General features: G+C 37.0%; 24 protein-coding genes. 4 read left to right on the plus strand and 20 right to left on the minus strand.

The window, feature by feature from the left end; genetic code table 11:
• Nucleotides 1–7: 7 nt before the first annotated feature.
• Genes ISU00_RS02345 through ISU00_RS02405 form a run of 13 tightly spaced genes read right to left on the minus strand, consistent with a single transcriptional unit; the run spans nt 8 to nt 11378 of the window.
• Nucleotides 8–766 (minus strand): enoyl-CoA hydratase/isomerase family protein, encoded by a 759-nt coding sequence (locus tag ISU00_RS02345; RefSeq protein WP_228852430.1) that lies wholly within the window; start codon nt 764–766, stop codon nt 8–10.
• Nucleotides 763–3261: a phenylacetic acid degradation bifunctional protein PaaZ gene (gene paaZ / locus ISU00_RS02350; RefSeq protein ID WP_228852431.1), complete on the minus strand. Its 2499-nt coding sequence runs from the start codon at nt 3259–3261 to the stop codon at nt 763–765. The genes ISU00_RS02345 and paaZ overlap by 4 nt, the downstream gene beginning before the upstream one ends.
• The gene (locus tag ISU00_RS02355) at nt 3258–4469 is read right to left on the minus strand and encodes an acetyl-CoA C-acyltransferase (RefSeq protein WP_228852432.1); all 1212 of its coding nucleotides are present in this window, start codon (nt 4467–4469) and stop codon (nt 3258–3260) included. Before ISU00_RS02355 ends, paaZ begins: the two co-directional genes overlap by 4 nt.
• Entirely contained in the window at nt 4466–4876 is a 411-nt protein-coding gene (locus tag ISU00_RS02360) for a hotdog fold thioesterase (RefSeq protein WP_228852433.1), read from the minus strand. The genes ISU00_RS02355 and ISU00_RS02360 overlap by 4 nt, the downstream gene beginning before the upstream one ends.
• Complete coding sequence (locus ISU00_RS02365) at nt 4863–6032, minus strand: 3-hydroxyacyl-CoA dehydrogenase NAD-binding domain-containing protein (RefSeq protein WP_262892117.1); 1170 nt, start codon at nt 6030–6032, stop codon at nt 4863–4865. Before ISU00_RS02365 ends, ISU00_RS02360 begins: the two co-directional genes overlap by 14 nt.
• Nucleotides 6029–6808 carry an enoyl-CoA hydratase-related protein gene (locus ISU00_RS02370; RefSeq protein ID WP_228852434.1) on the minus strand — a complete coding sequence of 260 codons (780 nt, stop codon included), beginning with the start codon at nt 6806–6808 and terminating at the stop codon, nt 6029–6031. Before ISU00_RS02370 ends, ISU00_RS02365 begins: the two co-directional genes overlap by 4 nt.
• The gene (locus ISU00_RS02375; protein ID WP_228852435.1) at nt 6805–7182 is read right to left on the minus strand and encodes a VOC family protein; all 378 of its coding nucleotides are present in this window, start codon (nt 7180–7182) and stop codon (nt 6805–6807) included. Before ISU00_RS02375 ends, ISU00_RS02370 begins: the two co-directional genes overlap by 4 nt.
• 7 nt (nt 7183–7189) lie before the next feature.
• Nucleotides 7190–7690: a 1,2-phenylacetyl-CoA epoxidase subunit PaaD gene (gene paaD, locus ISU00_RS02380; RefSeq protein ID WP_228852436.1), complete on the minus strand. Its 501-nt coding sequence runs from the start codon at nt 7688–7690 to the stop codon at nt 7190–7192.
• On the minus strand, nt 7691–8443 hold the full coding sequence (gene paaC, locus ISU00_RS02385; protein ID WP_228852437.1) for a 1,2-phenylacetyl-CoA epoxidase subunit PaaC: 753 nt from the start codon (nt 8441–8443) through the stop codon (nt 7691–7693).
• Nucleotides 8444–8728 (minus strand): 1,2-phenylacetyl-CoA epoxidase subunit PaaB, encoded by a 285-nt coding sequence (paaB, locus tag ISU00_RS02390; RefSeq protein WP_228852438.1) that lies wholly within the window; start codon nt 8726–8728, stop codon nt 8444–8446. It lies immediately after the preceding gene.
• Nucleotides 8729–8731: 3 nt separating this feature from the next.
• A complete protein-coding gene (paaA, locus tag ISU00_RS02395; protein WP_228852439.1) occupies nt 8732–9685 on the minus strand; it encodes a 1,2-phenylacetyl-CoA epoxidase subunit PaaA in 954 nt (317 codons plus the stop codon).
• Between the two features lie 5 nt (nt 9686–9690).
• Nucleotides 9691–10758, minus strand: coding sequence for a 2Fe-2S iron-sulfur cluster-binding protein (locus ISU00_RS02400; protein WP_228852440.1), 1068 nt, complete (start codon nt 10756–10758; stop codon nt 9691–9693).
• A 47-nt stretch (nt 10759–10805) separates the two neighbouring features.
• On the minus strand, nt 10806–11378 hold the full coding sequence (locus ISU00_RS02405; RefSeq protein WP_228852441.1) for a TetR/AcrR family transcriptional regulator: 573 nt from the start codon (nt 11376–11378) through the stop codon (nt 10806–10808).
• A 44-nt stretch (nt 11379–11422) separates the two neighbouring features.
• Here ISU00_RS02405 and ISU00_RS02410 point away from each other — a divergent pair, with 44 nt between their 5' ends.
• The gene (locus ISU00_RS02410) at nt 11423–11740 is read left to right on the plus strand and encodes a rhodanese-like domain-containing protein (protein WP_228852442.1); all 318 of its coding nucleotides are present in this window, start codon (nt 11423–11425) and stop codon (nt 11738–11740) included.
• On the opposite strand, the gene ISU00_RS02415 is transcribed toward ISU00_RS02410, so the two are convergent.
• The 3 genes from ISU00_RS02415 to gldB all read right to left on the minus strand — a co-directional run bounded on the left by ISU00_RS02415 (nt 11721) and on the right by gldB (nt 13859).
• Nucleotides 11721–12335: a DUF4230 domain-containing protein gene (locus ISU00_RS02415; RefSeq protein WP_228852443.1), complete on the minus strand. Its 615-nt coding sequence runs from the start codon at nt 12333–12335 to the stop codon at nt 11721–11723. The two genes, ISU00_RS02410 and ISU00_RS02415, sit on opposite strands and share 20 nt — an antisense overlap.
• A 211-nt stretch (nt 12336–12546) precedes the next feature.
• Nucleotides 12547–12876, minus strand: a complete 330-nt coding sequence (gene gldC / locus ISU00_RS02420; RefSeq protein WP_228852444.1) for a gliding motility protein GldC — start codon at nt 12874–12876, stop codon at nt 12547–12549.
• Nucleotides 12876–13859 carry a gliding motility lipoprotein GldB gene (gene gldB, locus ISU00_RS02425; protein WP_228852445.1) on the minus strand — a complete coding sequence of 328 codons (984 nt, stop codon included), beginning with the start codon at nt 13857–13859 and terminating at the stop codon, nt 12876–12878. Before gldB ends, gldC begins: the two co-directional genes overlap by 1 nt.
• A gap of 80 nt (nt 13860–13939) precedes the next feature.
• On the opposite strand from gldB, the gene nadE reads away from it, so the two are divergent.
• Both nadE and ISU00_RS02435 read left to right on the plus strand, forming a co-directional pair.
• Nucleotides 13940–14728: an NAD(+) synthase gene (gene nadE / locus ISU00_RS02430; protein ID WP_228852446.1), complete on the plus strand. Its 789-nt coding sequence runs from the start codon at nt 13940–13942 to the stop codon at nt 14726–14728.
• Between the two features lie 130 nt (nt 14729–14858).
• Entirely contained in the window at nt 14859–15488 is a 630-nt protein-coding gene (locus tag ISU00_RS02435; RefSeq protein ID WP_228852447.1) for a response regulator, read from the plus strand.
• On the opposite strand, the gene dnaG is transcribed toward ISU00_RS02435, so the two are convergent.
• The gene (gene dnaG / locus ISU00_RS02440; RefSeq protein ID WP_228852448.1) at nt 15485–17455 is read right to left on the minus strand and encodes a DNA primase; all 1971 of its coding nucleotides are present in this window, start codon (nt 17453–17455) and stop codon (nt 15485–15487) included. The two genes, ISU00_RS02435 and dnaG, sit on opposite strands and share 4 nt — an antisense overlap.
• Nucleotides 17456–17599: 144 nt before the next feature.
• Between dnaG and ISU00_RS02445 the strand changes: the two genes are divergently transcribed.
• Nucleotides 17600–19129 carry a tetratricopeptide repeat protein gene (locus ISU00_RS02445; protein ID WP_228852449.1) on the plus strand — a complete coding sequence of 510 codons (1530 nt, stop codon included), beginning with the start codon at nt 17600–17602 and terminating at the stop codon, nt 19127–19129.
• Between the two features lie 13 nt (nt 19130–19142).
• On the opposite strand, the gene ISU00_RS02450 is transcribed toward ISU00_RS02445, so the two are convergent.
• The 3 genes from ISU00_RS02450 to ISU00_RS02460 form a co-directional block, all read right to left on the minus strand.
• Nucleotides 19143–20204: an ELKS/Rab6-interacting/CAST family protein gene (locus tag ISU00_RS02450; protein WP_228852450.1), complete on the minus strand. Its 1062-nt coding sequence runs from the start codon at nt 20202–20204 to the stop codon at nt 19143–19145.
• A 67-nt stretch (nt 20205–20271) separates the two neighbouring features.
• Entirely contained in the window at nt 20272–21024 is a 753-nt protein-coding gene (locus tag ISU00_RS02455) for a hypothetical protein (RefSeq protein ID WP_228852451.1), read from the minus strand.
• On the minus strand, nt 21011–21574 hold the full coding sequence (locus ISU00_RS02460; protein ID WP_228852452.1) for an RNA polymerase sigma factor: 564 nt from the start codon (nt 21572–21574) through the stop codon (nt 21011–21013). Before ISU00_RS02460 ends, ISU00_RS02455 begins: the two co-directional genes overlap by 14 nt.
• Nucleotides 21575–21592 lie beyond the last annotated feature (18 nt).

Genomic DNA, 21592 nt, shown 5'->3' on the forward strand with positions numbered 1-21592 from the left:
GGACAACCTATTTAAATCGTTTCAATGTTTCCTTGGTAAATTCACTTAAAACTAATCTGCCGCTGATGGCAGCTCGTTCTGCCAGCAATTCATCCCAATTTTCGGTGCCTTTCCATAACACATTCTTAATCTCCTTCATGGCTTCAGGATTACAAGCACATAAATTTTCTGCCAATGATAAAATGGCGCCATCCATCTCATCAGCGGAATCATAAACTTGCATGAATAAACCTTTTGATTGTGCCCATTTTGGTTCGTAAAAAGTATTTGCATCAATCGCAATTTGCGACAACGCACTGACACCAATTTTACGTTCAATTGCCGGACCAACCACAAATGGACCAATGCCTACATTAAGTTCACTCAACTTTATTGCAGCATATTTTGTAGCAAAACAATAATCTGTAGCCGCTGCCAAACCCACACCACCGCCAACAGTTTTACCTTGAATTCTACCGATAATTAATTTGGAACATTTCCGCATAGCATTAATTACATTGGCAAAACCAGAAAAGAACTTCTTTCCAGTTTCCTCGTCATTTATGGAAATTAATTCATTAAAACTTGCACCAGCACAAAAAGTTCTATCCCCACCACTTTTTAAAACAATAATTTTAATGTCATCATTTACATCTGCATCGCTAATGGTTTTGGCCAGCTCAGCCAACAAGTCAGATGGCAAAGAATTTTGGGCAGGATGAAAAAACTCAATATATCCTACTGCATTTTCTATAGTAAGTTTTACGTATGGTTCTGTTTTATTCATATAAGTCCAAATTGCTCGAAATGATGATTTAAATGTTTGCGTTCCATTAAGTACCACTCGAAGCGGTTTAAATATCCGAATACTGCATTTTTTAATTCTGCATCGGGATTGTTTTTGAAAAAATTCAGATAATCCTGTCTAGCTTCTAACATCTTAGTTTTTGCAGTCATTAAATCAGAATGCTTTGCATTAGTAATTTCTGATTTCTCATTCAATGGAAATTCGTATTTCTGAGGCATTTTTTCATAATTATAAAGCGTTGCATGTACTTTCTCCAAAATCTTTTCTGGAGTGGCAATCTCAAAATCCTGAATTTCACCAGAAGAAATCCTATAGGTATATTCCAAATGCTCCAACATCAACTGGGGAGTGAGATTACCCCATTTAGGTTTTGAATCTTCTGTAAGTTTATCTAAAGCTTTTAAAATTTCATCCTCCGTCATCTCCACAAAAGTGGTTTGCCTCTTCTGAACAAGAGTTAACACAGTTGCAATTGCCACCAACTCACCATCTTGATCGAAAACCTCAGCATACCATTTTATTACACCAGCAGGTAATTCTGCACCTTTTGGTTCCCTATCTATTTTCTGTTTACAAGTTAATCGAACATAAATGGTATCATTATGATAGATAGGTCGTAAAAATCGACATTCCTCCAAACCATAATTTGCTGCAACGGGGCCTTTATTTGGATAAACAAAAAGGCCTGCTGCGGCTGCCAAAATGAAATAGCCGTGGGCGGTTCGCTTTTTAAAAATTGATCCCTCTAATGAGGTTATATCGGTGTGGGCATAGAAATGATCCCAAGTGAGATTCGCAAAATTGACAATATCACCATCAGTTATCGTTCGTTTTGCCGTTGCCAAGGAAATTCCTACTTCAATATCATCCCAATGGAATTTAAAAGGATGCTGCTGGGCTTCCTTATATTTTGAATTCGGCTGATAAATGCCTGTAATTTCGGTTAAAGTTGTAGGTGTACCTTGAATTGCTGTTCGCTGTAAATAGTGTTTAACCCCTCTAACACCGCCCATTTCCTCACCACCACCGGCTCGTCCTGGACCACCATGAATGAGATTTGGTAATGGCGACCCATGGCCAGTACTTTCTTTTGCGTTTTCCCTATTCAGCACCAAAATCCTTCCATTGTAAGCCGCCACATTTATTACGTATTCTTTTGCAATAGCATCATCGTTTGTAATAATGGAAGATACAAGTGAACCCTTACCTTTCTGAGTTAACTCTATGGCTTCTTCCAAATTCTTGTAAGGCATAATTGTACTTACAGGGCCAAAAGCTTCACGTTCATGGACTTTTATAGAATTCAATGGGTTGTCTACCCTTAAAAGGACTGGAGCAACAAAGGATCCTTTTTCAGCATCAGCTCCGACCAAACTCAAATCATCTAGATTTCCATGAACAATGGCAGCTTCCTCAGCTATTTCACTCACGGCAACTTTTAATTCTTCAACCTGTTCTTTGCTGATTAAAGAACCCATTCGCACTTCTTTAAGACGTGGGTCACCGATTGTTACACTAGAAAGTGCTTTCGAAAGAGCATTTTGAACTTCATCAATTAAATTTTCAGGAACCAAAATCCTTCTTATGGCCGTACATTTCTGACCAGCCTTTACGGTCATTTCCTTTTTTACTTCTTTAATAAAAATATCAAATTCTGGAGTGCCCGGTTTAGCATCTTCACCTAGAACAGAAGCATTTAAAGAATCTGCCTCCATCGTAAATGGAACAGATTCGTGGATGATTCGTGGATGGGCTTTTAGCAACCTACCAGTACTGGCGGAACCTGTAAATGTTACTACATCTTGAGAATCAACATACTCCAAAACAGTTTTTACAGTACCATTAATTATTTGCAAAGCACCTTCAGGTAGTATGCCGGAATCAATAATTTCCCTTGCAACCGCTTCTGCCAAATAAGACGAGGACGGTGCAGGTAATACCACGGCTGGAACTCCTGCCATCCAGTTTACCGCACACTTTTCCAACATTCCCCAAACAGGGAAATTAAAAGCATTAATGTGAACAGCTACACCTCTTTTAGGAACCATGATGTGGTGGGCCATAAATCTTCCACCTCTCGACAAATCAATGGCATCCCCTTCAACATGATAGGGCTGATTTGGAAATAATTTTCTTAAGCTGGCATTGGCAAACAAATTGCCGAAACCTCCTTCTATATCTATCCAACTATCAATTCTTGTGGCCCCAGTTTTATAACTTATTTCATAAAATTTTTCTTTGCGTTTCGTCAGGTACAAGGCCAATTTTTTAAGCATCAATCCACGCTCCTGAAACGTCATATTACGAAGTACCTTTGAACCAGTTGTTCTACCGTACTGAAGAATCTCACCAACGTCCAACCCTTCCACTGCCACTTGATGAATCAATTCTCCAGTGACGGCATCAAAAACAGGTGAGCCAGCATCGCTACCCACTACCCATTTTCCAGTTATATAATGTGGAATTTTACTCATAGATTGGCATTTTCTAAAATTACAGCATAACCCTGACCCACACCTACACACATGGTTACCAAAGCATATTTTTTATTCTCAATAGATAACTCCAAAGCTCCGCTTAAAGCAATTCGCGTACCGGTCATTCCAAGTGGATGGCCTAAAGCGATTGCCCCTCCATTTGGGTTAATTCGCGGATCGTCGTCAGCTAATTTCCATTGTCTAATACAAGCCAATGCTTGTGCTGAAAATGCCTCATTCAACTCAATTATATCCATATCATCCATCGAAAGACTTGCTTTTTTCAAGGCTTGATTGGCCGCCAAGACAGGACCAATCCCCATTATTCTAGGTTCCACTCCAACAACCGCAGAACTGACTATTCGAGCTAAAGGCTTTAAATTATATTCATTTAAGGCATCTTCTGAAGCCACCAAAGTTGCTGCAGATCCATCATTTAGACCCGAAGAATTACCAGCAGTTACGCTACCATCTTTTTTAAAGGCAGGTCGCAATTTCGCCAACACCTCAATGGTGGTATCTGCTTTAATAAACTCATCTTGATTGAATTCAATTGGATTTTGCTTCCTTCTAGGAATTGACACCGTCACAATCTCCTTTTGAAAGCGTCCAGATTCCTGAGCTTTAGCCGCTTTCATTTGGCTCCAAAAGGCAAATTTGTCCTGATCTTCCCTTGAAATATTATAAAGTTCAACTAGATTTTCTGCGGTATTTCCCATGCCATCTGTCCCATATAAATCTTCCATTATTGGATTGATAAATCGCCAACCAAAACTAGAATCGAACATCTCAGCATCCGTACCAAAACCTGTTGAGGGTTTACCAATAACATATGGGCCACGCGTCATATTTTCAACACCTCCAGAAATAAACAAATCGCCATCGCCAGTCTTAATGGCTCTGTTGGCATGGATAATTGCTGAAAGACCAGAACTACATAGCCTATTAACCGTTTCTCCTGGCACCGAAAAAGGCAAACCCGCAAGCAAACCTGCCATACGAGCAACATTGCGATTATCTTCACCGGCCTGATTTGCGCAACCAAGAATTACATCATCAATTTTATCTAAAGGCAAATTGGGATGCCTTTTAACCAATTCAGAAACAACATGGGCCGCCAAATCATCGGTTCTTACAGCCGAAAGGGTCCCTTGATATTTTCCAATGGCAGTCCTCACCCCATCTACTATATATGCTTGTTTCATTCTATATTCCAATCTTTTTCGGTGCGGTAAACCATTCCCTTAAATAAAGCAACTAATTCTTTCCCTCGGTTTACCTCTACCTGATAAATCCCTAATTTTCTTGTAATGGATTGCTCCTTGGCTGTGGCTTGCAATATGTCACCAGCTACAACTTTCTGCAAATGATTAATACTAGTTTCTACAGATAAAGCATGTTTGCCATTGCTATTAGATGCAAATGCCAACGCACTATCGGCCAAACTGTAGGTAATCCCACCATGAGCTATTCCGAATCCATTGAGCATATCTTCAGTAACAGTCATCTTGAGGATACAACCTCCTTTTGAAACCCCCTCAATTTGGACACCTAGCCATTGGCTAAAGGCATCCTTCTGAAACATCGTATTAACAATTTCACTTGGTTCCATTAAAAAAGGTTTTATTATCCTTCAACATGTCTCTCAATATTGGACTGCATCTGTAACGCTCTTCACGATAGCGATCAAACAATTTATCCATTTCCTCAACTACCCAATTTATACCAACCTCATCTGCCCATTGTAAAAGTCCCTTTGGGTAATTAACTCCTTTAATCATAGCCAAATCGATATCTGAGGATGAGGCTATATTCCAGAATACTGCATCAGCAGCTTCATTTATAAGCATTACCAAAATTCTATTGAAAATTTGGCCGTTTAACTTTTTGTCTTTAATAGGTTCTTTAACAGGGGCATTTTCATCGTAATTATAATAGCCCTTTCCTGACTTCCTTCCCAAAAATCCAGCTTCAGCTAAACGTTTTTGTGTAAAGGAGGGTTTATAACGAGGATCACAAAAAAAGGCATTAAAAACAGATTCTGTAACCGCATAATTGACATCGTTTCCTATAAAATCCATCAATTCAAAGGGGCCCATCTTAAATCCGCCCAATTTCTTTAAACTGTAATCAATAGTAGGCACATCGGCAATTCCTTCATCGTAAATCCTGAGTGCTTCACCATAAAAAGGTCTAGCCACCCTATTGACAATAAAACCGGGGGTATCCTTGGCCCTAACCACAGTTTTTCCCCAACTTTGAATAATTTTTTCAGCTTTGGAAATCACTTCAATGGAAGTTTGGACGGCTGGTATGATCTCTACTAAACGCATTAATGGCGCAGGATTAAAAAAATGAATGCCGATACATCGATCAGGTCTTTTAAAGGCTGAAGCAATACTAGAAATTGAAAGACTCGAAGTGTTACTGGCTACGATACAATTATTAGACACACAATTGTCTAGTTCTGTAAAAATTCCTTTTTTCACATTAAGATCTTCGACAATTGCTTCAATGATAAGTTCAGAATCTTCTAAATCTCCCAAACGGGTTACAAAACTAATGTTGGTTAAAATATCTAATCGTGCTGCTGGAGTGATTTTGCCTTTTTCCACTAATCTTGAAAGAATAGAACGCAAAGAATCTTTTGCATGTTCCAATGCCGAAGCTTTTGCATCATATAATTTCACTCTATAGTCGTAGGTCGCAGCTACCTGGGCAATACCTGTGCCCATCGTACCTGCTCCTATAATTCCAACTCTTTTCAATTTCCTGTAAATTTTGGTTGACGCTTTTCTACAAATGCTTTTACTCCTTCTTGACTATCCTCGGTTTGGGCCGCAGCAACTTGAAGTTGCAACTCCAAATTTAATTGTTGATCAAGATCATTTGTCAATGATTTATTCAAAGCTTTTTTAATCATGCCTAATCCTTTCGTAGGCATATTTGCTAATTTTAGGGCTAATCTTGAAATCTCTCCATTAAATTCTTCATCATTAACACATTTATAGATCATGCCCATCGCCTCGGCATCCTTCGCCATGATTTTATCCCCCAACATTGTTAAAGCCGAGGCTTTTTGGAACCCAATTAATCGCGGTAAAAAATAGGTGCCTCCACTATCTGGAATCAGCCCAATTAAACTAAAAGCTTGGATAAAACTTGAGCTTTCTCTAGCCACTACTATATCACATGCCAAAGCAATATTTGCACCTGCTCCTGCAGCTACACCGTTTACCGCTGCAATGATTGGCTTTTCGATATTCCTGATTTTTAAAACAATTGGATTATAGTGTTCTTTTATGATCTTTTCGAACCCGGGATTATTTTCTTTTGAGGTTACTTCCTTTAAATCTTGCCCTGCACAAAATGCCTTGCCAATTCCAGTTAATACTATGGCTCTAACCGTTTTATCAGATTCACACTGGTCCAAAATACTTTGAAGATTCAATGCCATCTCCCGATTGAAACTATTAAATACCTCAGGACGATTTAGGGTTATTTGGGCAACCCCATTTTCTATTTTGAAATTAATTGAACTCATTCTGGTTTAAAATATGGGTTAAAAATTAAACCTATGATATTTTGCCATGGGTCCTTAACTGAGGCTACCTGTAAATTTTCACCAACAGAATGTGGTTCCTCCACCTCTGTGGCACCTGCATCAATAAACTGTTTAAAGGCTTTATCAATATCTTGAACTGCCCAATAAGTAGTAGAATTGTTACCAACCATCAGCGTTTCTTTTTCAATAGGAAGCAAGCCAAGTTCATATCCCCCAATGTTGAAACCCACATAAAATGGAAAATCGAAATACGGCTTTGTATCAAAAACTTCTGAATACCACTCTTTGGCAGCTTTTAAATCTTTCACTACATAAACAATGGTTCTAAGCCCTAATATTTTTTCTTTTTTCAAATTGAAATCATTTTAAGCATTTGAAATAATCGAAAGGTTCTTGGCAATCATTACACTTAAATAGGGCCTTGCATGGGGTGGAGCCAAATTGGCTAATCATTTTAGTGTTCTTGGACCCGCATTGAGGACATGCAATTAAGTTGGCTTTACCAAGCAAAACCTGTTTGTCTAAATTTTCCTCCAAGGGGGCGGCAATACCATAATTCTCCAATGCCTTTCTGCCCTTTTCAGAAATAAAATCAGTTGTCCAAGCAGGAGTTAAAACCAATTCTATTTCGGCATTATACCCTTTATTTTTTAAAGCCGCCTTCAAATCATCCGCTACGGTATCCATTGCCGGACACCCACTATAAGTTGGGGTAATTTGAAGCTTTACAAGGTTATTTTCTATAGTAGCAGTTCGAATAATACCTAAATCCAAAACAGAAAGTACAGGAATTTCTGGATCTGATACTTGCTCCAAAAGAGGGATTAGTTCTTGATCAATATTTACCTGCTCTACCGTCATTTACCAGCTCATGTTTGGGTATGTACGTTGCATAAATTGCAACTCTGTTAATAAGTAGCCCATATGCTCGGTATGAATTCCCTGCTTTCCTCCTTTCTGAAAATAGGATTTTTCAGGAACTAGAAGAGTCGCTTCGGTAAGAATTTCTGAACTTTCGCTGTAATAATCATCTTTAAATTTTGAAACATCAGCCGCTATACCTTCAGAAATAAGTTCCTTTTCAAATTCGGTTTGAACAAAAAACTCATTGGTATATCGCCATAAATCATTTACAGCGGATTGCATCTTTTCACGGCTCACTTCAGTTCCATCTCCCAATCTCCTTATCCAATCCGCGGAAAACTTTTTATGATAGGTGACCTCTTTAATTGCTCTATTAGCAATAGCAGCCAAGGTAACATCATGGCTTTTCATTAAGGCATTCAAAAAATGCCAATGGTATATATCAAAGAAAAATTGTCTGCCAATTATATAAGCAAAATCGGTATTTGGCTGTTCCACCAATAAAACATTCAGATATTCCCGTTCACTCCTCAGCATCGCAATACTATTTTCTGTTGAATCATCACCTTTGATTTTGGCGGCGTACTGGAAATAATTACGTGCCTGACCCAGTAAATCCAAAGCTATGTTCGTACAGGCAATATCTGTTTCTAAATTCGGACCATGACCACATAATTCTCCCAATCTCTGACCAAGAATTAAACTATTGTCCGCAATGGTTAGAATATATTTATACAGATTCTCTTTCATTTACATGTGTTTTACCTCATCAGGAAGGTTATAGAATGTGGGGTGACGATACACTTTGTCTTTTGCTGGCTCAAACATTTCCCCATTTTCATCAGGATTTGAGGCCGTAATATATTTTGATTCTACAACCCAAATACTTACCCCTTCATTTCTGCGGGTGTAGACATCTCGTGCGTTCTCAAGAGCCATTTCTGCATCAGCTGCATGCAAACTCCCAAAATGCCGGTGCTCTAAACCATTTTTACTTCGCACAAAAACTTCCCATAAAGGCCAATCTTTTTTCATTTCTTAAATTGCTTTCTTTTCGGTTTGTTCTATTTGTTTTTCTGCATAGGCCATAGCTGCATCTCGCACCCATTCGCCTTTCTCCCAAGCATTAACTCGCGCCTCCAAACGTTCTTTATTACATGGCCCATGTCCCTTTACAACTTGCCAAAACTCCTCCCAATCGATTTCTCCAAAATCATAATGACCAGTCTCTTCATTCCATTTTAAATCTGGATCTGGAACTTTTATACCCAAAATATCTGCTTGCGGAACAGTTTGATCCACAAATTGCTGACGCAATTCGTCATTAGTCTTCCTCTTCAGTTTCCATTTCATCGATTGTGCTGTATGGGGGGATTCTTCATCACGAGGACCAAACATCATTAAACTTGGCCACCACCAACGATTTAAGGCGTCTTGAGCCATTTCCTTTTGTTCCTTTGTACCATTACAAAGGGTTAACATAATTTCGTATCCCTGTCTTTGATGGAAACTTTCCTCTTTACAAATTCGCACCATAGCTCGGGCGTATGGCCCAAAGGAGGTATTACAAAGGGCAACTTGATTTATTATAGCAGCTCCATCCACCAGCCAACCTATGGCACCTATATCGGCCCATGTAATAGTGGGATAATTGAAAATTGAGGAATATTTAGCTTTGCCAGTATGCAATTGATCATACATTTCTTCACGGGAAATACCTAAAGTCTCAGCGGCACTGTACAAATACAAACCATGACCGGCCTCGTCTTGTACCTTTGCTAGCAATGCCACTTTTCGCCTTAAGGATGGAGCTCGAGTAATCCAATTACCTTCTGGTAACATGCCTACAATTTCAGAATGGGCGTGTTGCGAAATTTGCCTGATATGGGTTTGCCTATATTTTTCAGGCATCCAATCCTTTGGCTCAATCTTTTCATCACGCTCAATCCGCTCTTCGAAATGTTGTTCTAAATTTTTAATATTCTTTTCCATAACATTTAAACATCAAAATCTACGACTACCTTTTTACTGGTTGGAACTGCTTGGCAGCTCAAAATGTAATTCTTGGAAAGCTCATCCTCTTCAAGTGCATAATTAACTTTCATTGTAACCTCGCCAATAATCAATTTACATTTGCAGGTACTACATACCCCACCTTTACATGCAAAAGGAAGATCTGCTCCAGCAGCTAAACCTCCATCCAAAATGGTATCATTTTCTTCATCCATTACAAAATGAAACTCCTTTCCGCCATCGATTAAGGTTACCTCTGTCCCATCAACCTTTGGAATGGATTTTTCAATACCAAAACTTTTATCGGCTTCACCAGAATAAAACAATTCATAATGGATTTTATCCTTTTCTAATCCAGCGTTTACTAGTGAATCTCTTATAAGAAATATCATTTGTTGAGGTCCACACAAAAAACAATGGTCGGTATCTTCAATATCAATAAATTTAGAGCTAATCAATTTCATTTTATCCTCATCGAAACGACCGTTTAAAAAAGGAATATCCCTTTGCTCCCTTGTTAAGAAGAAAAAGACATGAAACCTCTGAAAATAACGGTTTTTAAGCTGCTCTATCTCTTCTTTAAAGATAATGGATTTAGAAGTGCTATTCAAGTAAAACAGCTTGAAGGTGCTTTGCGGCTCCATTGCAAGATGAGTCTTAATCATTGAAATTATAGGGGTAATACCACTGCCTGCAGCAAATGCTATATAATTTCTAGCTTTATTAGGATTTACCTCAACATAAAATCTTCCGGAAGGTTTCATAATTTCCAAGGTATCCCCAACCTTAAGTTCGTTATTAGCGTAGGTGGAAAAAATTCCATTAGGAATACTCTTTACAGCAACCTTGAATTCCCAGTCGTAAGGATTGGTACATAGAGAATAGGTGCGTCTTACCTCTTCACCATCGAACATTTTTTTAAACGTTAGATGCTGGCCGGGTTGAAAAACTAAGTGGTCCTTCAAATCCTCAGGAATATCCAATTCCAAAACAACTGTATCAGCGGTCTCCTTATGGATATTCTTTACTTTGACACCGAAAAATTCCGTCATAATTACAATCTAACTAACGTTTGTTAGTTTTCAAATATACAAATTTTTTATTTCCGTTCCATTCCAGAAATCAGGACCTCACTCAATTGGTGTGTAATTAATTCTGTATCTAATTTATCCTTTTGTGGAATCCATAAATACAAAGATCTCAGGGTGGACAATATTGAAAACATAAGCACTTCAGGATCAGAATCCAATAGTTCTCTCTTCGCAATTCCATCTATTACAATCGACTTAAAATTATTCTCATAGTCGTGTCTTAATTTCAAATAATATTCCAATTGATCCTCAAGATGCATCCAGTCGTTGTTCAGGGATGCCATTCCATACACATTATTACTTGTAATTTTTACGTGCAGTTCAACTAACATCCTTAACTTATCGGTAGCAACCTTATCTGAATTCAACACATCCTTCATTCCAGCGGTAAAATTCTCGGCAAGATTTAATATTATTGACTTTAATAGCTCTTGTTTGGAATCTATGTGATTGTATAAACTAGCCGCCTTGATGCCAAGCTCAGAGGCCAAATCCCTCATTGTAACAGCACTATAGCCTTTGTCTTTAAATAAACGGGAGGCAGTTTTAATAATTTCGTCCTTACGTGTTTCTACTTTCAAACCAATTAAATGAGAATGTTGTAAATTTATATAAAAAGGGTAACATGGGATTTTTCGATTTCATTTTTAAACTTCGAAAGCAAAAGATCGAATCCTTTTTGCAACGTGGAGCAATGATAATAGATGTAAGATCCGACGAAGAGTTTGAAGACGGTCACATACCTGATTCGATACATATACCATTGCAAAATTTAGTAGAACATATTCGTGATTTAAAATCTAATGACAAGCCAATTATTACGTGTTGCGCTAGTGGAATTAGATCTTCTAGGGCTGCCAAGTTTTTGAACCTGCACAATATTGAAGCAATTAATGGGGGCGGTTGGAAATTTTTGAAAAAAATTATAGATCGATTTGATTAAGTTCCTTGATGTTTTCAATTGGATATTCTTGGTACTCTAATCTCCAACCTAATGAATTGGTCAGGATAAAAAATTTTGCCAACTCACTAATCAATCTATTTTCGGCATTGGTTTTAATCTCTGATTGAAGTATTTTCTTCATCAAATTTGCCTTCACTTTGTCCTTTATCGCATTGTAATCTTCAGCATCGAAAGGATTGAGATAGTCTGCTGTAACATCGTAGTATTCAAAATCTGGATTAATCGTGATTTCCTCTTTTGGTATACTTATTATCCTTAAAGTTTTGTTTGTCTCATCAATATCATAATCAATCTTACTTAAATCATAGCTTACAGCAACATCTGCATTTACAACGACCAAAGCTTTCTTTTCCACATTGATTAAATCAGCAAATAACGATTTCGAATTCTTATACGTAAATACCTCGCTAAAATGTCCTTCCGTTACAACCAGTTTACCCACATTAACAATCTGCTCCTGTATAAGGGAAGAACTTTCTTTGAGGAACATTTTCTCCCTAGACTTGTCGGTACAGGATTTGTAAAGAACTACAACCAATAGGGTTAATATGACTCCAAATAAGAATTTTTTCATAAAAATGAGTAATAAAAAAAGCACTGGTTCCCAATCGTACAAGGCCTACCAATGCTCTTTTCCCTTAATGATTAATAGCATTGTAAATTTACTAATTGTTAAGATTCTTAACGCAATTTAATATTAAGATATTGTTAAAACATTTAAAGCGGTCGAAGACAACTGCAGCAATAGAAATATGATGTTGTTTGCTTACAACTTAAGCGATTTTCTATTTCAATTCCATTTTTTCTGCAAAATAATCACAGAAATCTTTCATAGTAGCGGTCATCTTTTCATCCTGAGTAGCTCTAAAAAAAGTGTCGCTCATAGCCAACAAAGTCTGATGGAAAAAAAGTTTCATTTCATCCACAGGCATATCTTTGGTCCAAAGATCGATTCTTAGAGTTTCTTGATTTGTGCTATCCCATACAGACAGCATGATTGCTTTTGCTTCTTCCTTGGATATACCGCCATCGTCGGCAGACCACATAAGTTTTTCAGGCACACGGTTTTCATCAAGCTCAACCTGTAATTCTATTGTAGAAGTGTGATTTGCCATTATTTTTCTGGTTTAAAGTTAGATTGTTTAAATATTGTTTCTGGATCGGCGATCAACATATCCATCAGTTTTACGTCATTATTCTCCATATAGGCATTTACAATTTGCCAACCAATATATCGACCTAGCATTCCAGGAGATTCATTATCAAGTTGAAGGTAGAATTTACTAAAAGGTGCGGGATTGATAAATCTATTTGGCAAACTAGTATCTGTATTGTAAAGCAATTCTTTCTCAATGAAATATGTCCAAATTTGAAATTCATTTGCTTTAGCCCACAGATATTGGTCCTCTGTATATCCTATTTTGGCGGCATCTGAAACATTTGGAAGAACCTCATCTTCAAAATACAATTGCTTCCCATAATAAATCATTTCATCTAGTAATTTCTTTCTATTTTTCGGCATGATATATTTCTTAGCATAGGCCGATGCCAAATCTGGAAGAATTTGATCCCGCTTTAAATTTTGAACTAGATACCGAGAAATACCTTCATAGAAAAAATGGTCGCTCCCTAAATAAGTATCCAATGCAATTAATACAATGCTATCTGTAACAATAACCTTGTTTCGGAAATCAACTCGAGAGGTAACGGTTATCACCCGGGGTTCTTTAAATTGGGGATCAAAGTATTTAATGTGTTGAAATAACGATTCAATACCCTCTTGCAAATCATTAGTGTCTAAAAATTCTTTTTTTACCTCGTCAAATAGTTCCTGTTGAATTGTATCGGCTTTTAAATTTAAAATCAACGAATCGGCATTTTCTCTAGGGAACCAAAACGCATAGTTTTTCTTTAAGTTTTCAAATTCTGATGGCTGCGCATCATCTAGGATGCGATCGAAACGTTCAATCTCAACCTTAATAGGTATTTTGGAAATTTCCTTCTCTCTTTCGTTGTCTTTCACACAACTCAATACAGCTAATAAAAGCAAGGTATAGACGGCTATGGATAACCTTGTTGATTGGACTCTAATCTTCAATTGATATACTTTTTATTACTGTTAGCTTTCTTTATTTTTGTGTTGCAAATGTAAGATTCTTACCCTAAAATAAAGATAAAATGCAATCTGAAAAGGTTATTCAACATATTGTTTCTTGGTTAAAAGATTATGCCGATAATGCAAAAATGAAAGGATTCGTAATTGGTGTGTCAGGAGGTATAGATTCTGCCCTAACCTCAACACTCTGCGCCAAAACAGGTCTTGACCTTTTGTGTTTAGAAATGCCTATTCATCAATCTACGGATCAGGTTACTAGAGCTGCAAATCATATATCGTGGTTAAAGGAACATTTTCCGAACGTTAAGTCTCATTGGATTAATCTAACCCCTGTTTTTGATAGTCTAGTGGATGTGTTACCAGATGTTGAAAATGAAGAAAGCAGGTTTATGTCCCTTGCTAATACCAGGGCAAGACTCAGGATGACTTCTTTATACTATTTCGCTGCACTTGAGAAATATCTTGTTGCAGGAACTGGCAATAAGGTGGAAGATTTTGGGGTTGGGTTTTACACAAAGTATGGAGATGGCGGAGTAGACTTAAGTCCTATAGCCGACCTATTAAAAACGGAAGTATTTGAACTTGCTAAACATCTCGGAATAAATAAAGAAATATTAGAGGCTGCACCAACTGATGGTCTTTGGGGCGATAATCGTACCGACGAAGACCAAATTGGAGCATCATATCCTGAATTGGAATGGGCCATGGCTATGAAAGACCAAGGAAAGACAGCAAACGATTTTGAAGGCAGACAAAAGGAAGTTTTTGAAATTTTTATGAGATTCAACCGAGCGAATAAACATAAAATGGTTCCAATTCCTGTATGTGAAATCCCAAAAGAATTAAAATAAACGAGATTTTACGGCACCTCGTCGAACAATTTTAAGAAATTTTCATTACATTTACTCTAGTTCTCCACATTTATTCAAAACTTACCTTTCTGGTTTTGAAACCTTTACGCTAACCAAAAATTTTAAATCTATGGTCAAGGTTTTGATCGTTGACAATCATCCGGTAGTCTTAGCAGGCTTAAGAGCTATCATAGAATCCACACCAGATTTTGAAGTAGTGGGAAGTATAAAGACAGGCGTGGAGATCTTTGAATTCGTGCGCCGCTATAAAGTAGATCTAATAATTTCTGAAATTGATTTACCAGAACTTAATGGCATCACCGCTTTACGAGCCATAAAGAAAGAACACCAACAACTGAAGGTTCTAATATTTAGCCACCAGCCTGAAGAGATATATGCCATAAGTTCTTTAAAGGCAGGTGCATCCGCCTATGTTCCGAAAAGCATTGATATTGATAAATTTATTTACGCCTTAAGAAAGGTTGCGGAAGGCGAAGTTTATCTTACCGATAAAATGTCTAAACAACTTGAATATGACGACACAAAAAAGACGAAAAGCCGTATGTTTAAAAGGCTTTCAACTCGTGAGGTTGAAGTTTTAAAATTGTTGTCATCAGGGAAAAAGAATAAGGAAATTGCGAAGGAATTAGACATAAACGAAAAAACCGTAAGTACTTATAAATCTCGATTATTCAAAAAGTTAAATGTTACTAATTTAGTGGATTTAATACATCAAGCCGAACACCAAGATATGGTTTAAACTTTACCCCCAATTACTCTACCCAATTTTCTGGAAAGCAACATTTTTAAGCTTAAATAGTCTTTTACGTCCTCTAAAATGGTATTGGAATCTGTACCCTCTCGCAAAGTTTCATGTTGAAACTCCTGCACTTTTTGATCAATTAAGAAACACCTTAGAGTTAATATGGATTGATTTACCAATTGTGGAAGAGAATTGATTTTGCTCTTAGGGTGAATATTTCTTCGTTCCCAATCATGAAGATGGTATCGCTCATCGTCCATAATAATACTCGTAATTTCTCCAGCCAATTCCGGTTTAACCACATTTATGAATTCATCCAAAGGATGATCGGGATCTCCTTGCAAGGTTTCAATAATCTGATAATATAAATCTCTAAAATTTTCATTACTAAACTGCATTTCGTCTTCCTGCAGGTCTAAGAATATTTTTTCGAAAACCTTTGCTCTCTGAATCACAGGCTCTAATTCTAATTTCCCTGACTCGTTTTCTTTAAGCACTAAATCTTCAAAATCTGCAATTTCTTTACCATACAAAAGGAGTAATTCAATCATTTTTCGCTCCATTTCATATTGCAAATCAACTTTTTTGGCAGAAACTTTTTCAGGCCGATGAACCTCAAATGCCTTCTGATCAGCCTTCAATGCTTGACTAGCATCTTTTAAATCTTTTTTCCCGATTTGTGCAAGAGTACTAAAAAGCACTTCCTCACTAACATCCATAATCCTTGAACATTCCTGCACATATATTTCACGTTTTATACGATCAGGGATTTTGGCAATACTGTTAACAATATCCCTAACAGTTTCTGCGCGTTTAATAGGATCGTTCTTGGCCTCAGAAACCAATAGAGATGCTTTAAATTGGATAAAGTCTCGTGAATTGGTTTCTAGGTAAAGAAGAATATCCTCTAAATCATTTTTTCTAGAAAAACTATCTGGATCTTCACCTTCCGGGAAGGTGCAAACCCTAACATTCATGCCCTGCTCTAAAATCAAATCTACACCACGCACTGAAGCTCTTAAACCGGCCGCATCACTATCGAACAATACGGTAATATTTTTTGTAAGCCTATTAATTAGTCGTATTTGTTCAGGAGTTAAAGCAGTACCAGAAGAAGAAACCACATTCTTAATTCCGGCTTGATACATTTGGATTACATCTGTGTACCCTTCAACCAAATAGCAATTATCTTCTTTGGCTATGGTCTGTTTTGCGAAATAAAGTCCGTATAGAATTTTACTTTTTTGGTAGACTTCACTTTCTGGAGAATTGAGATATTTAGCGGCTTTTTTATCATTGGTTAAAATTCTACCTCCAAACCCGAGCACTCTCCCACTCATACTATGGATTGGAAACATTACCCGGCCTTTGAAACGATCAAAATGCTTTTCTCCTTTAACAATAGTTAAGCCTGTCTTTTCTAAAAGCTCAAGTTTATATGCCTTTTTTAGAGCTTCATTTGTAAAGGCATCCCACTCATCTAATGAATAGCCTAATTGAAACTTTTCTATTGTAGATTCCGTAAATCCCCTTTCCTTAAAATAACTTTTACCGATTGCCTTACCTTGATCAGTTTTGTGAAGAATCCGTTGAAAATAAGTATTAGCAAACTCATTTATAAGAAAAAGACTTTCCCTTTCATCCGCCTGTTCTTTTTCTTCTTCTGTTTGCTCAGTTTCCTCAATTTCTATATTGTATTTTTTAGCGAGATATTTAATTGCCTCTGGATATGAGAAATGCTCGTGCTCCATTAAAAATGAAACAACATTTCCTCCTTTACCGCTAGAGAAATCCTTCCAAATCTGTTTAACCGGAGACACCATAAAACTGGGTGTACGCTCATCGCTAAAAGGGCTGAGACCTTTAAAATTACTACCGGATTTTTTCAATTGAACGAACTCACCGATGACCTCTTCTACTCGAGCAGCTTCGAAAACTTGGTCTATGGAAATACGGGAAATCAAACTTTAAAAAAATTCTTAGCAAATAAAATTAAGATTTTCGAGGGCGTCAACAAATATGACCGACAAAATTAAGTCTTCATTTCTTATCTTTATAAAAATTCAGGCTCTAACTTCCAACTTAACTTACCTAAAAAACTAACTTTAATGAAATCAATCTATTTCCTAGCCGCACTCCTTCTATTCTTTAATTGTAAAGAGAATGAATCTAAAACCGAAACTAATCAGTTAGGCGAAGTTGACCTTTCTGTTACCGGCAAAAAGGAAGCTCTACCATCATTTCAAAAGGGTCTTTTATTGTTACACAGCTTTGAATATGAAGACGCGAGGGAAGCATTCAAGGAAGCACAGGAGATAGACCCAAATTTCCCTATGGCCTATTGGGGAGAGGCTATGACCCATAATCACAGTCTTTGGAGCGAGCAAGATTATTCAGAGGGTGCAGCTGCACTAAGCAAATTAGACAGTATAGCAGAATCCCCGACTCTATCTGAGGTTGAATCGGATTTTATTTCAGCAGCAAAAATTCTTTATAAACCCCAAACACCAAAATCTGAAAGAGATGTAGCATATGCCAACTTTATGGCCCAATTATATGAAAAACATCCTGATAATAATGAGATTGCTTCATTCTATGCGTTATCACTTTTGGGTTCTGCAAAAGAAAGAGATACAGGGATTTATGAAAAGGGTGCTTTAATTGCAAAATCGGTAATTGATGAAAACCCGAACCATCCAGGTGCCTTACATTATTTGATACATTCCTATGATGATCCTGGACATGCTCAGATGGCATTAAATGCTGCTAATTCATATTCACAAGTGGCTCCAGATGCTAGTCATGCCTTGCACATGCCATCGCACATATACGTAGCCCTAGGAATGTGGGATGAAGTGGTTTCTTCTAATGAAGATTCTTATCAGGCGAGTTTAAACCGAATGGAACGAAAAAAGCTCTCAAATAACGCCAGGGGATATCATGCCTTTCATTGGTTAGAATATGGCTACCTACAACAGGGACGGATAGAGGATGCTAAAAAATTAGTCAATGATATGCATACTTATGTCACAGAAACTCCTTCTCCTAGAGCAAGGGCCCATATGGTGTTTTTGAAATCAACCTATTTGGCCGAAACTAAGGATTTTGATGATGAAATTACGGACATTAAAGTAGATGTATCCGGTTTAAACATTTCCACAAGAAGTCAATACAATTTTCTTGATGGTTATAAAGCATATTACGATAATAATGTTGCTAAACTAGACAGCATTACCGCTTTAATTGAAGAGGATATTAAAAGTGAAGAAGTCTTGGCCCAAAACCTTGATGGGGGATTTTCGGTCTGTTCAAGTGCTACAAGGGAATTCCCTTCGACCTTAAATATTCAGCAGTCTCAAGTTATGGTTCTAGAATTAAAGGCACTTTCAGCCATGTTGAAAAAAGATAAAATACTTACTGAACAATATTTTAAGGAAGCTCTAGATTTACAATCTAAAACCTCCTATAGTTATGGACCACCTGACGTAGCAATGCCTCCGTCTAATCTTTATGCAGACTGGCTTGCTAGCGAAAACAGAAATACAGAGGCTTTGGAAATGTATGAGTATACTTTAAAAAGAGCCCCAAACCATACTAATACTATTAAGGCAATGGAAATGGTTCAGGGTAGATTATAACAATTAAAGTTCCCTAATCAATATCAAACCGGAGACCAAGAGAAACATTGTTCTGGTCTATTGCCTGGTCCTTAAAAATTGTTGACAAGTCGTATTTAGCATAAATACTAAAGTCATCGAAACCAATATAAGCGCTTAAGCCATATGCAAAATTACTGGCGTTATAATTACGTTTAATTTTTTCTTTCACGCGGTTACCATCTTCTTTGTACTTTAATTTTTGCATACTGCTTAAGCGTACTCCGGCATAACCCCCAATACCGATTTTAAATTGGTCTGCGGTAGAATATCTAAAATAGGTTTTACGTTCAATTTTCTTCGATGGACCAAATTCAAAATGTAGTGGAACTACCAGATTGGTTACCCTAAATTTAGATTTATTAAGATCTCCGGGAAATTCCTCGAAAGTAGTTATATCTCCATTCTGGACAAAGTACGTATTATCTTTTGCGTCTAATTTATTCCATTGCAAAGAAAGACCATACCTAAATCGCCATGCATTCGAATTTTCAAGCACTCTAGTGGTCCAAGCCCAGCCTAACTCTACAAATCCAGACCCAAAAGTTTTAAAAGGGGAATCACTCAATCCCTCACCCTCCGTAATAGCATTGTTAATACCTATGGCCAAAACCACATCTGAAGTGGTACGTCTATCATATTTTCTTGGCTTATTTTGCCCCTTAATTCTAAATCCTGCGAAACTCTCTTCTCCCCCCAGGCTAAAACCTACATAAGAAAGCTCCCCATCTGAAAGATCTTTATAACCCTCCTCATTTCGTTGAAGAAGGGAAATCTTATTGTCGATAATTGCCAATCTATTTTCAATATTCAGAGCCCTCTTTTCAGCAGCCTCCTTTTTAAGCTGTTCTGCCTCGTTATATGTAATCTCTTGTTTTTCTAATCTTTGATTGATTATTTCAACTTCAGATTTAAGGAAATTACGTTCTTCCTTTTCAATGGTTTCCTTTAAGTTTTCAAGAGTTTTTATTTTCTCTTCATTATTCGATTGTGCATGACCAATAGATAGGTTAAAACAGAAAACCAAAAGGATAATTATTTTTAAATATGAATACATAACTGTTCGTTTTTTGATGTTAGAATTTTAATTGATTTTAATTGATGTTGTAAACTATATGGGCTGTTTAATTGTTTCGTTGTGCTACGGTTGTTTTTACTGCCTCAATCCCATCTATTAAGGTCTCGAACATTTTAGTCCTAAAAGACTCCTCTAACTCACCCTCTACTTCTTGAAGCAATGAATTGGCATCTACTGTGATTATTTCCTTTTCTACTTCCATACCTTTAAGCAAATTTCGCTGAGCTCTTTTTAGTAAGGAATCTGTTTCGGCTTCTGGTGTCATCGATTGAATCTTTTCATTTTTAATCTCTTCAATAACAACAACAGAACTTACATTATCGATTAAATTGATTTCACTTTCCTTTAATCCATCTACCGATTTCTCATCAGAATTTGCTATTGATGGTTCAACAACATTATTTGATGTTGTATTATTTTGGGTTTGATTAGACTTCGATTTGGGATCAATCCTTTCAGGGTTTGCATTTTCGCCTGAAACCACCAAGGAATTCTCTGTTTCGTCTTCTCCTGAAGCTGCCTTATCAAATTCTTCTTGTTGAAAAGTTGAATTCGTTTTGGTCTCTACAATTTGTATAGGTTTTTCGTCGGAAACACCATTATTAAACATAAACATTCCTAAACCAAACAACACAACCACGGAAGCAGCCAAACTCCACCATAAAATGGTATTTCCCTTCTTATGAGAATTGGAAGTATCCAAACGTTTTGAAAGCTTTTTCCACCCTTCCTGAGAAGGAGAAATAGTTCTCTTTTCAAGTGATTCCTTAATCGATTCTTCAAATTTAATTGGTGCCATAACTCGTAGTATTTAGCATTTTTATTTTGTCTTGAAGCATTTTCCTCGCCTTGAACAATTGGGTTTTTGAAGTACTTTCAGATATTCCTAATATTTCAGCAATCTCTTGGTGTTTGTATCCTTCAATGGCGTACATAACAAATACCATTTTATATCCTTCCGGCAGTTCGTCGATTATAGCTTGAATCTGTTCCACGCCCATTGAAACCTCAATATTATTTGTAGTTTCATGTGGGGACTTAACTTCTTCAATAGAATACTCAATCCGTTTATTACTTCTGATATGCGAAATAGCCTCACGTACCATTATCCTTCGTATCCAACCCTCAAAACTACCTTCTTCCCTAAATTGGTCAATCTTGGTAAACACCTTAAAAAAGCCTTTCAACATTACACTTTCGGCAACTTGAACATCCTTAATGTAGTATCTACAGACACTTAACATTTTAGGAGCATGAATCTCATAGATCAGGTGCTGAGCCTCACGATCCTGCTTTTTTGCTTTTTTAATGAGATTTTTACCGTTCCTGTTAAGTTGAATGACTTTCAAGGTATTCTAATTGATTGA

Source organism: Aegicerativicinus sediminis (genome assembly GCF_015476115.1).
Classification (GTDB): Bacteria; Bacteroidota; Bacteroidia; order Flavobacteriales; family Flavobacteriaceae; genus Aegicerativicinus; species Aegicerativicinus sediminis.

Excerpts from the sequence above, each read along its gene's own strand:
- ISU00_RS02355 (WP_228852432.1), bottom strand. The coding sequence starts at position 4,469 with ATGAAACAAGCATATATAGTAGATGGGGTGAGGACTGCCATTGGAAAA.
- ISU00_RS02400 (WP_228852440.1), bottom strand. The coding sequence starts at position 10,758 with ATGACGGAATTTTTCGGTGTCAAAGTAAAGAATATCCATAAGGAGACC.
- paaC (WP_228852437.1), bottom strand. The coding sequence starts at position 8,443 with ATGAAAGAGAATCTGTATAAATATATTCTAACCATTGCGGACAATAGT.
- ISU00_RS02455 (WP_228852451.1), bottom strand. The coding sequence starts at position 21,024 with ATGGCACCAATTAAATTTGAAGAATCGATTAAGGAATCACTTGAAAAG.
- paaZ (WP_228852431.1), bottom strand. The coding sequence starts at position 3,261 with ATGAGTAAAATTCCACATTATATAACTGGAAAATGGGTAGTGGGTAGC.
- ISU00_RS02445 (WP_228852449.1), top strand. The coding sequence starts at position 17,600 with ATGAAATCAATCTATTTCCTAGCCGCACTCCTTCTATTCTTTAATTGT.
- nadE (WP_228852446.1), top strand. The coding sequence starts at position 13,940 with ATGCAATCTGAAAAGGTTATTCAACATATTGTTTCTTGGTTAAAAGAT.
- ISU00_RS02370 (WP_228852434.1), bottom strand. The coding sequence starts at position 6,808 with ATGAGTTCAATTAATTTCAAAATAGAAAATGGGGTTGCCCAAATAACC.
- paaD (WP_228852436.1), bottom strand. The coding sequence starts at position 7,690 with ATGACGGTAGAGCAGGTAAATATTGATCAAGAACTAATCCCTCTTTTG.
- paaB (WP_228852438.1), bottom strand. The coding sequence starts at position 8,728 with ATGAAAAAAGATTGGCCTTTATGGGAAGTTTTTGTGCGAAGTAAAAAT.
- ISU00_RS02410 (WP_228852442.1), top strand. The coding sequence starts at position 11,423 with ATGGGATTTTTCGATTTCATTTTTAAACTTCGAAAGCAAAAGATCGAA.
- ISU00_RS02360 (WP_228852433.1), bottom strand. The coding sequence starts at position 4,876 with ATGGAACCAAGTGAAATTGTTAATACGATGTTTCAGAAGGATGCCTTT.
- gldC (WP_228852444.1), bottom strand. The coding sequence starts at position 12,876 with ATGGCAAATCACACTTCTACAATAGAATTACAGGTTGAGCTTGATGAA.
- ISU00_RS02435 (WP_228852447.1), top strand. The coding sequence starts at position 14,859 with ATGGTCAAGGTTTTGATCGTTGACAATCATCCGGTAGTCTTAGCAGGC.
- ISU00_RS02415 (WP_228852443.1), bottom strand. The coding sequence starts at position 12,335 with ATGAAAAAATTCTTATTTGGAGTCATATTAACCCTATTGGTTGTAGTT.
- ISU00_RS02450 (WP_228852450.1), bottom strand. The coding sequence starts at position 20,204 with ATGTATTCATATTTAAAAATAATTATCCTTTTGGTTTTCTGTTTTAAC.
- ISU00_RS02345 (WP_228852430.1), bottom strand. The coding sequence starts at position 766 with ATGAATAAAACAGAACCATACGTAAAACTTACTATAGAAAATGCAGTA.
- paaA (WP_228852439.1), bottom strand. The coding sequence starts at position 9,685 with ATGGAAAAGAATATTAAAAATTTAGAACAACATTTCGAAGAGCGGATT.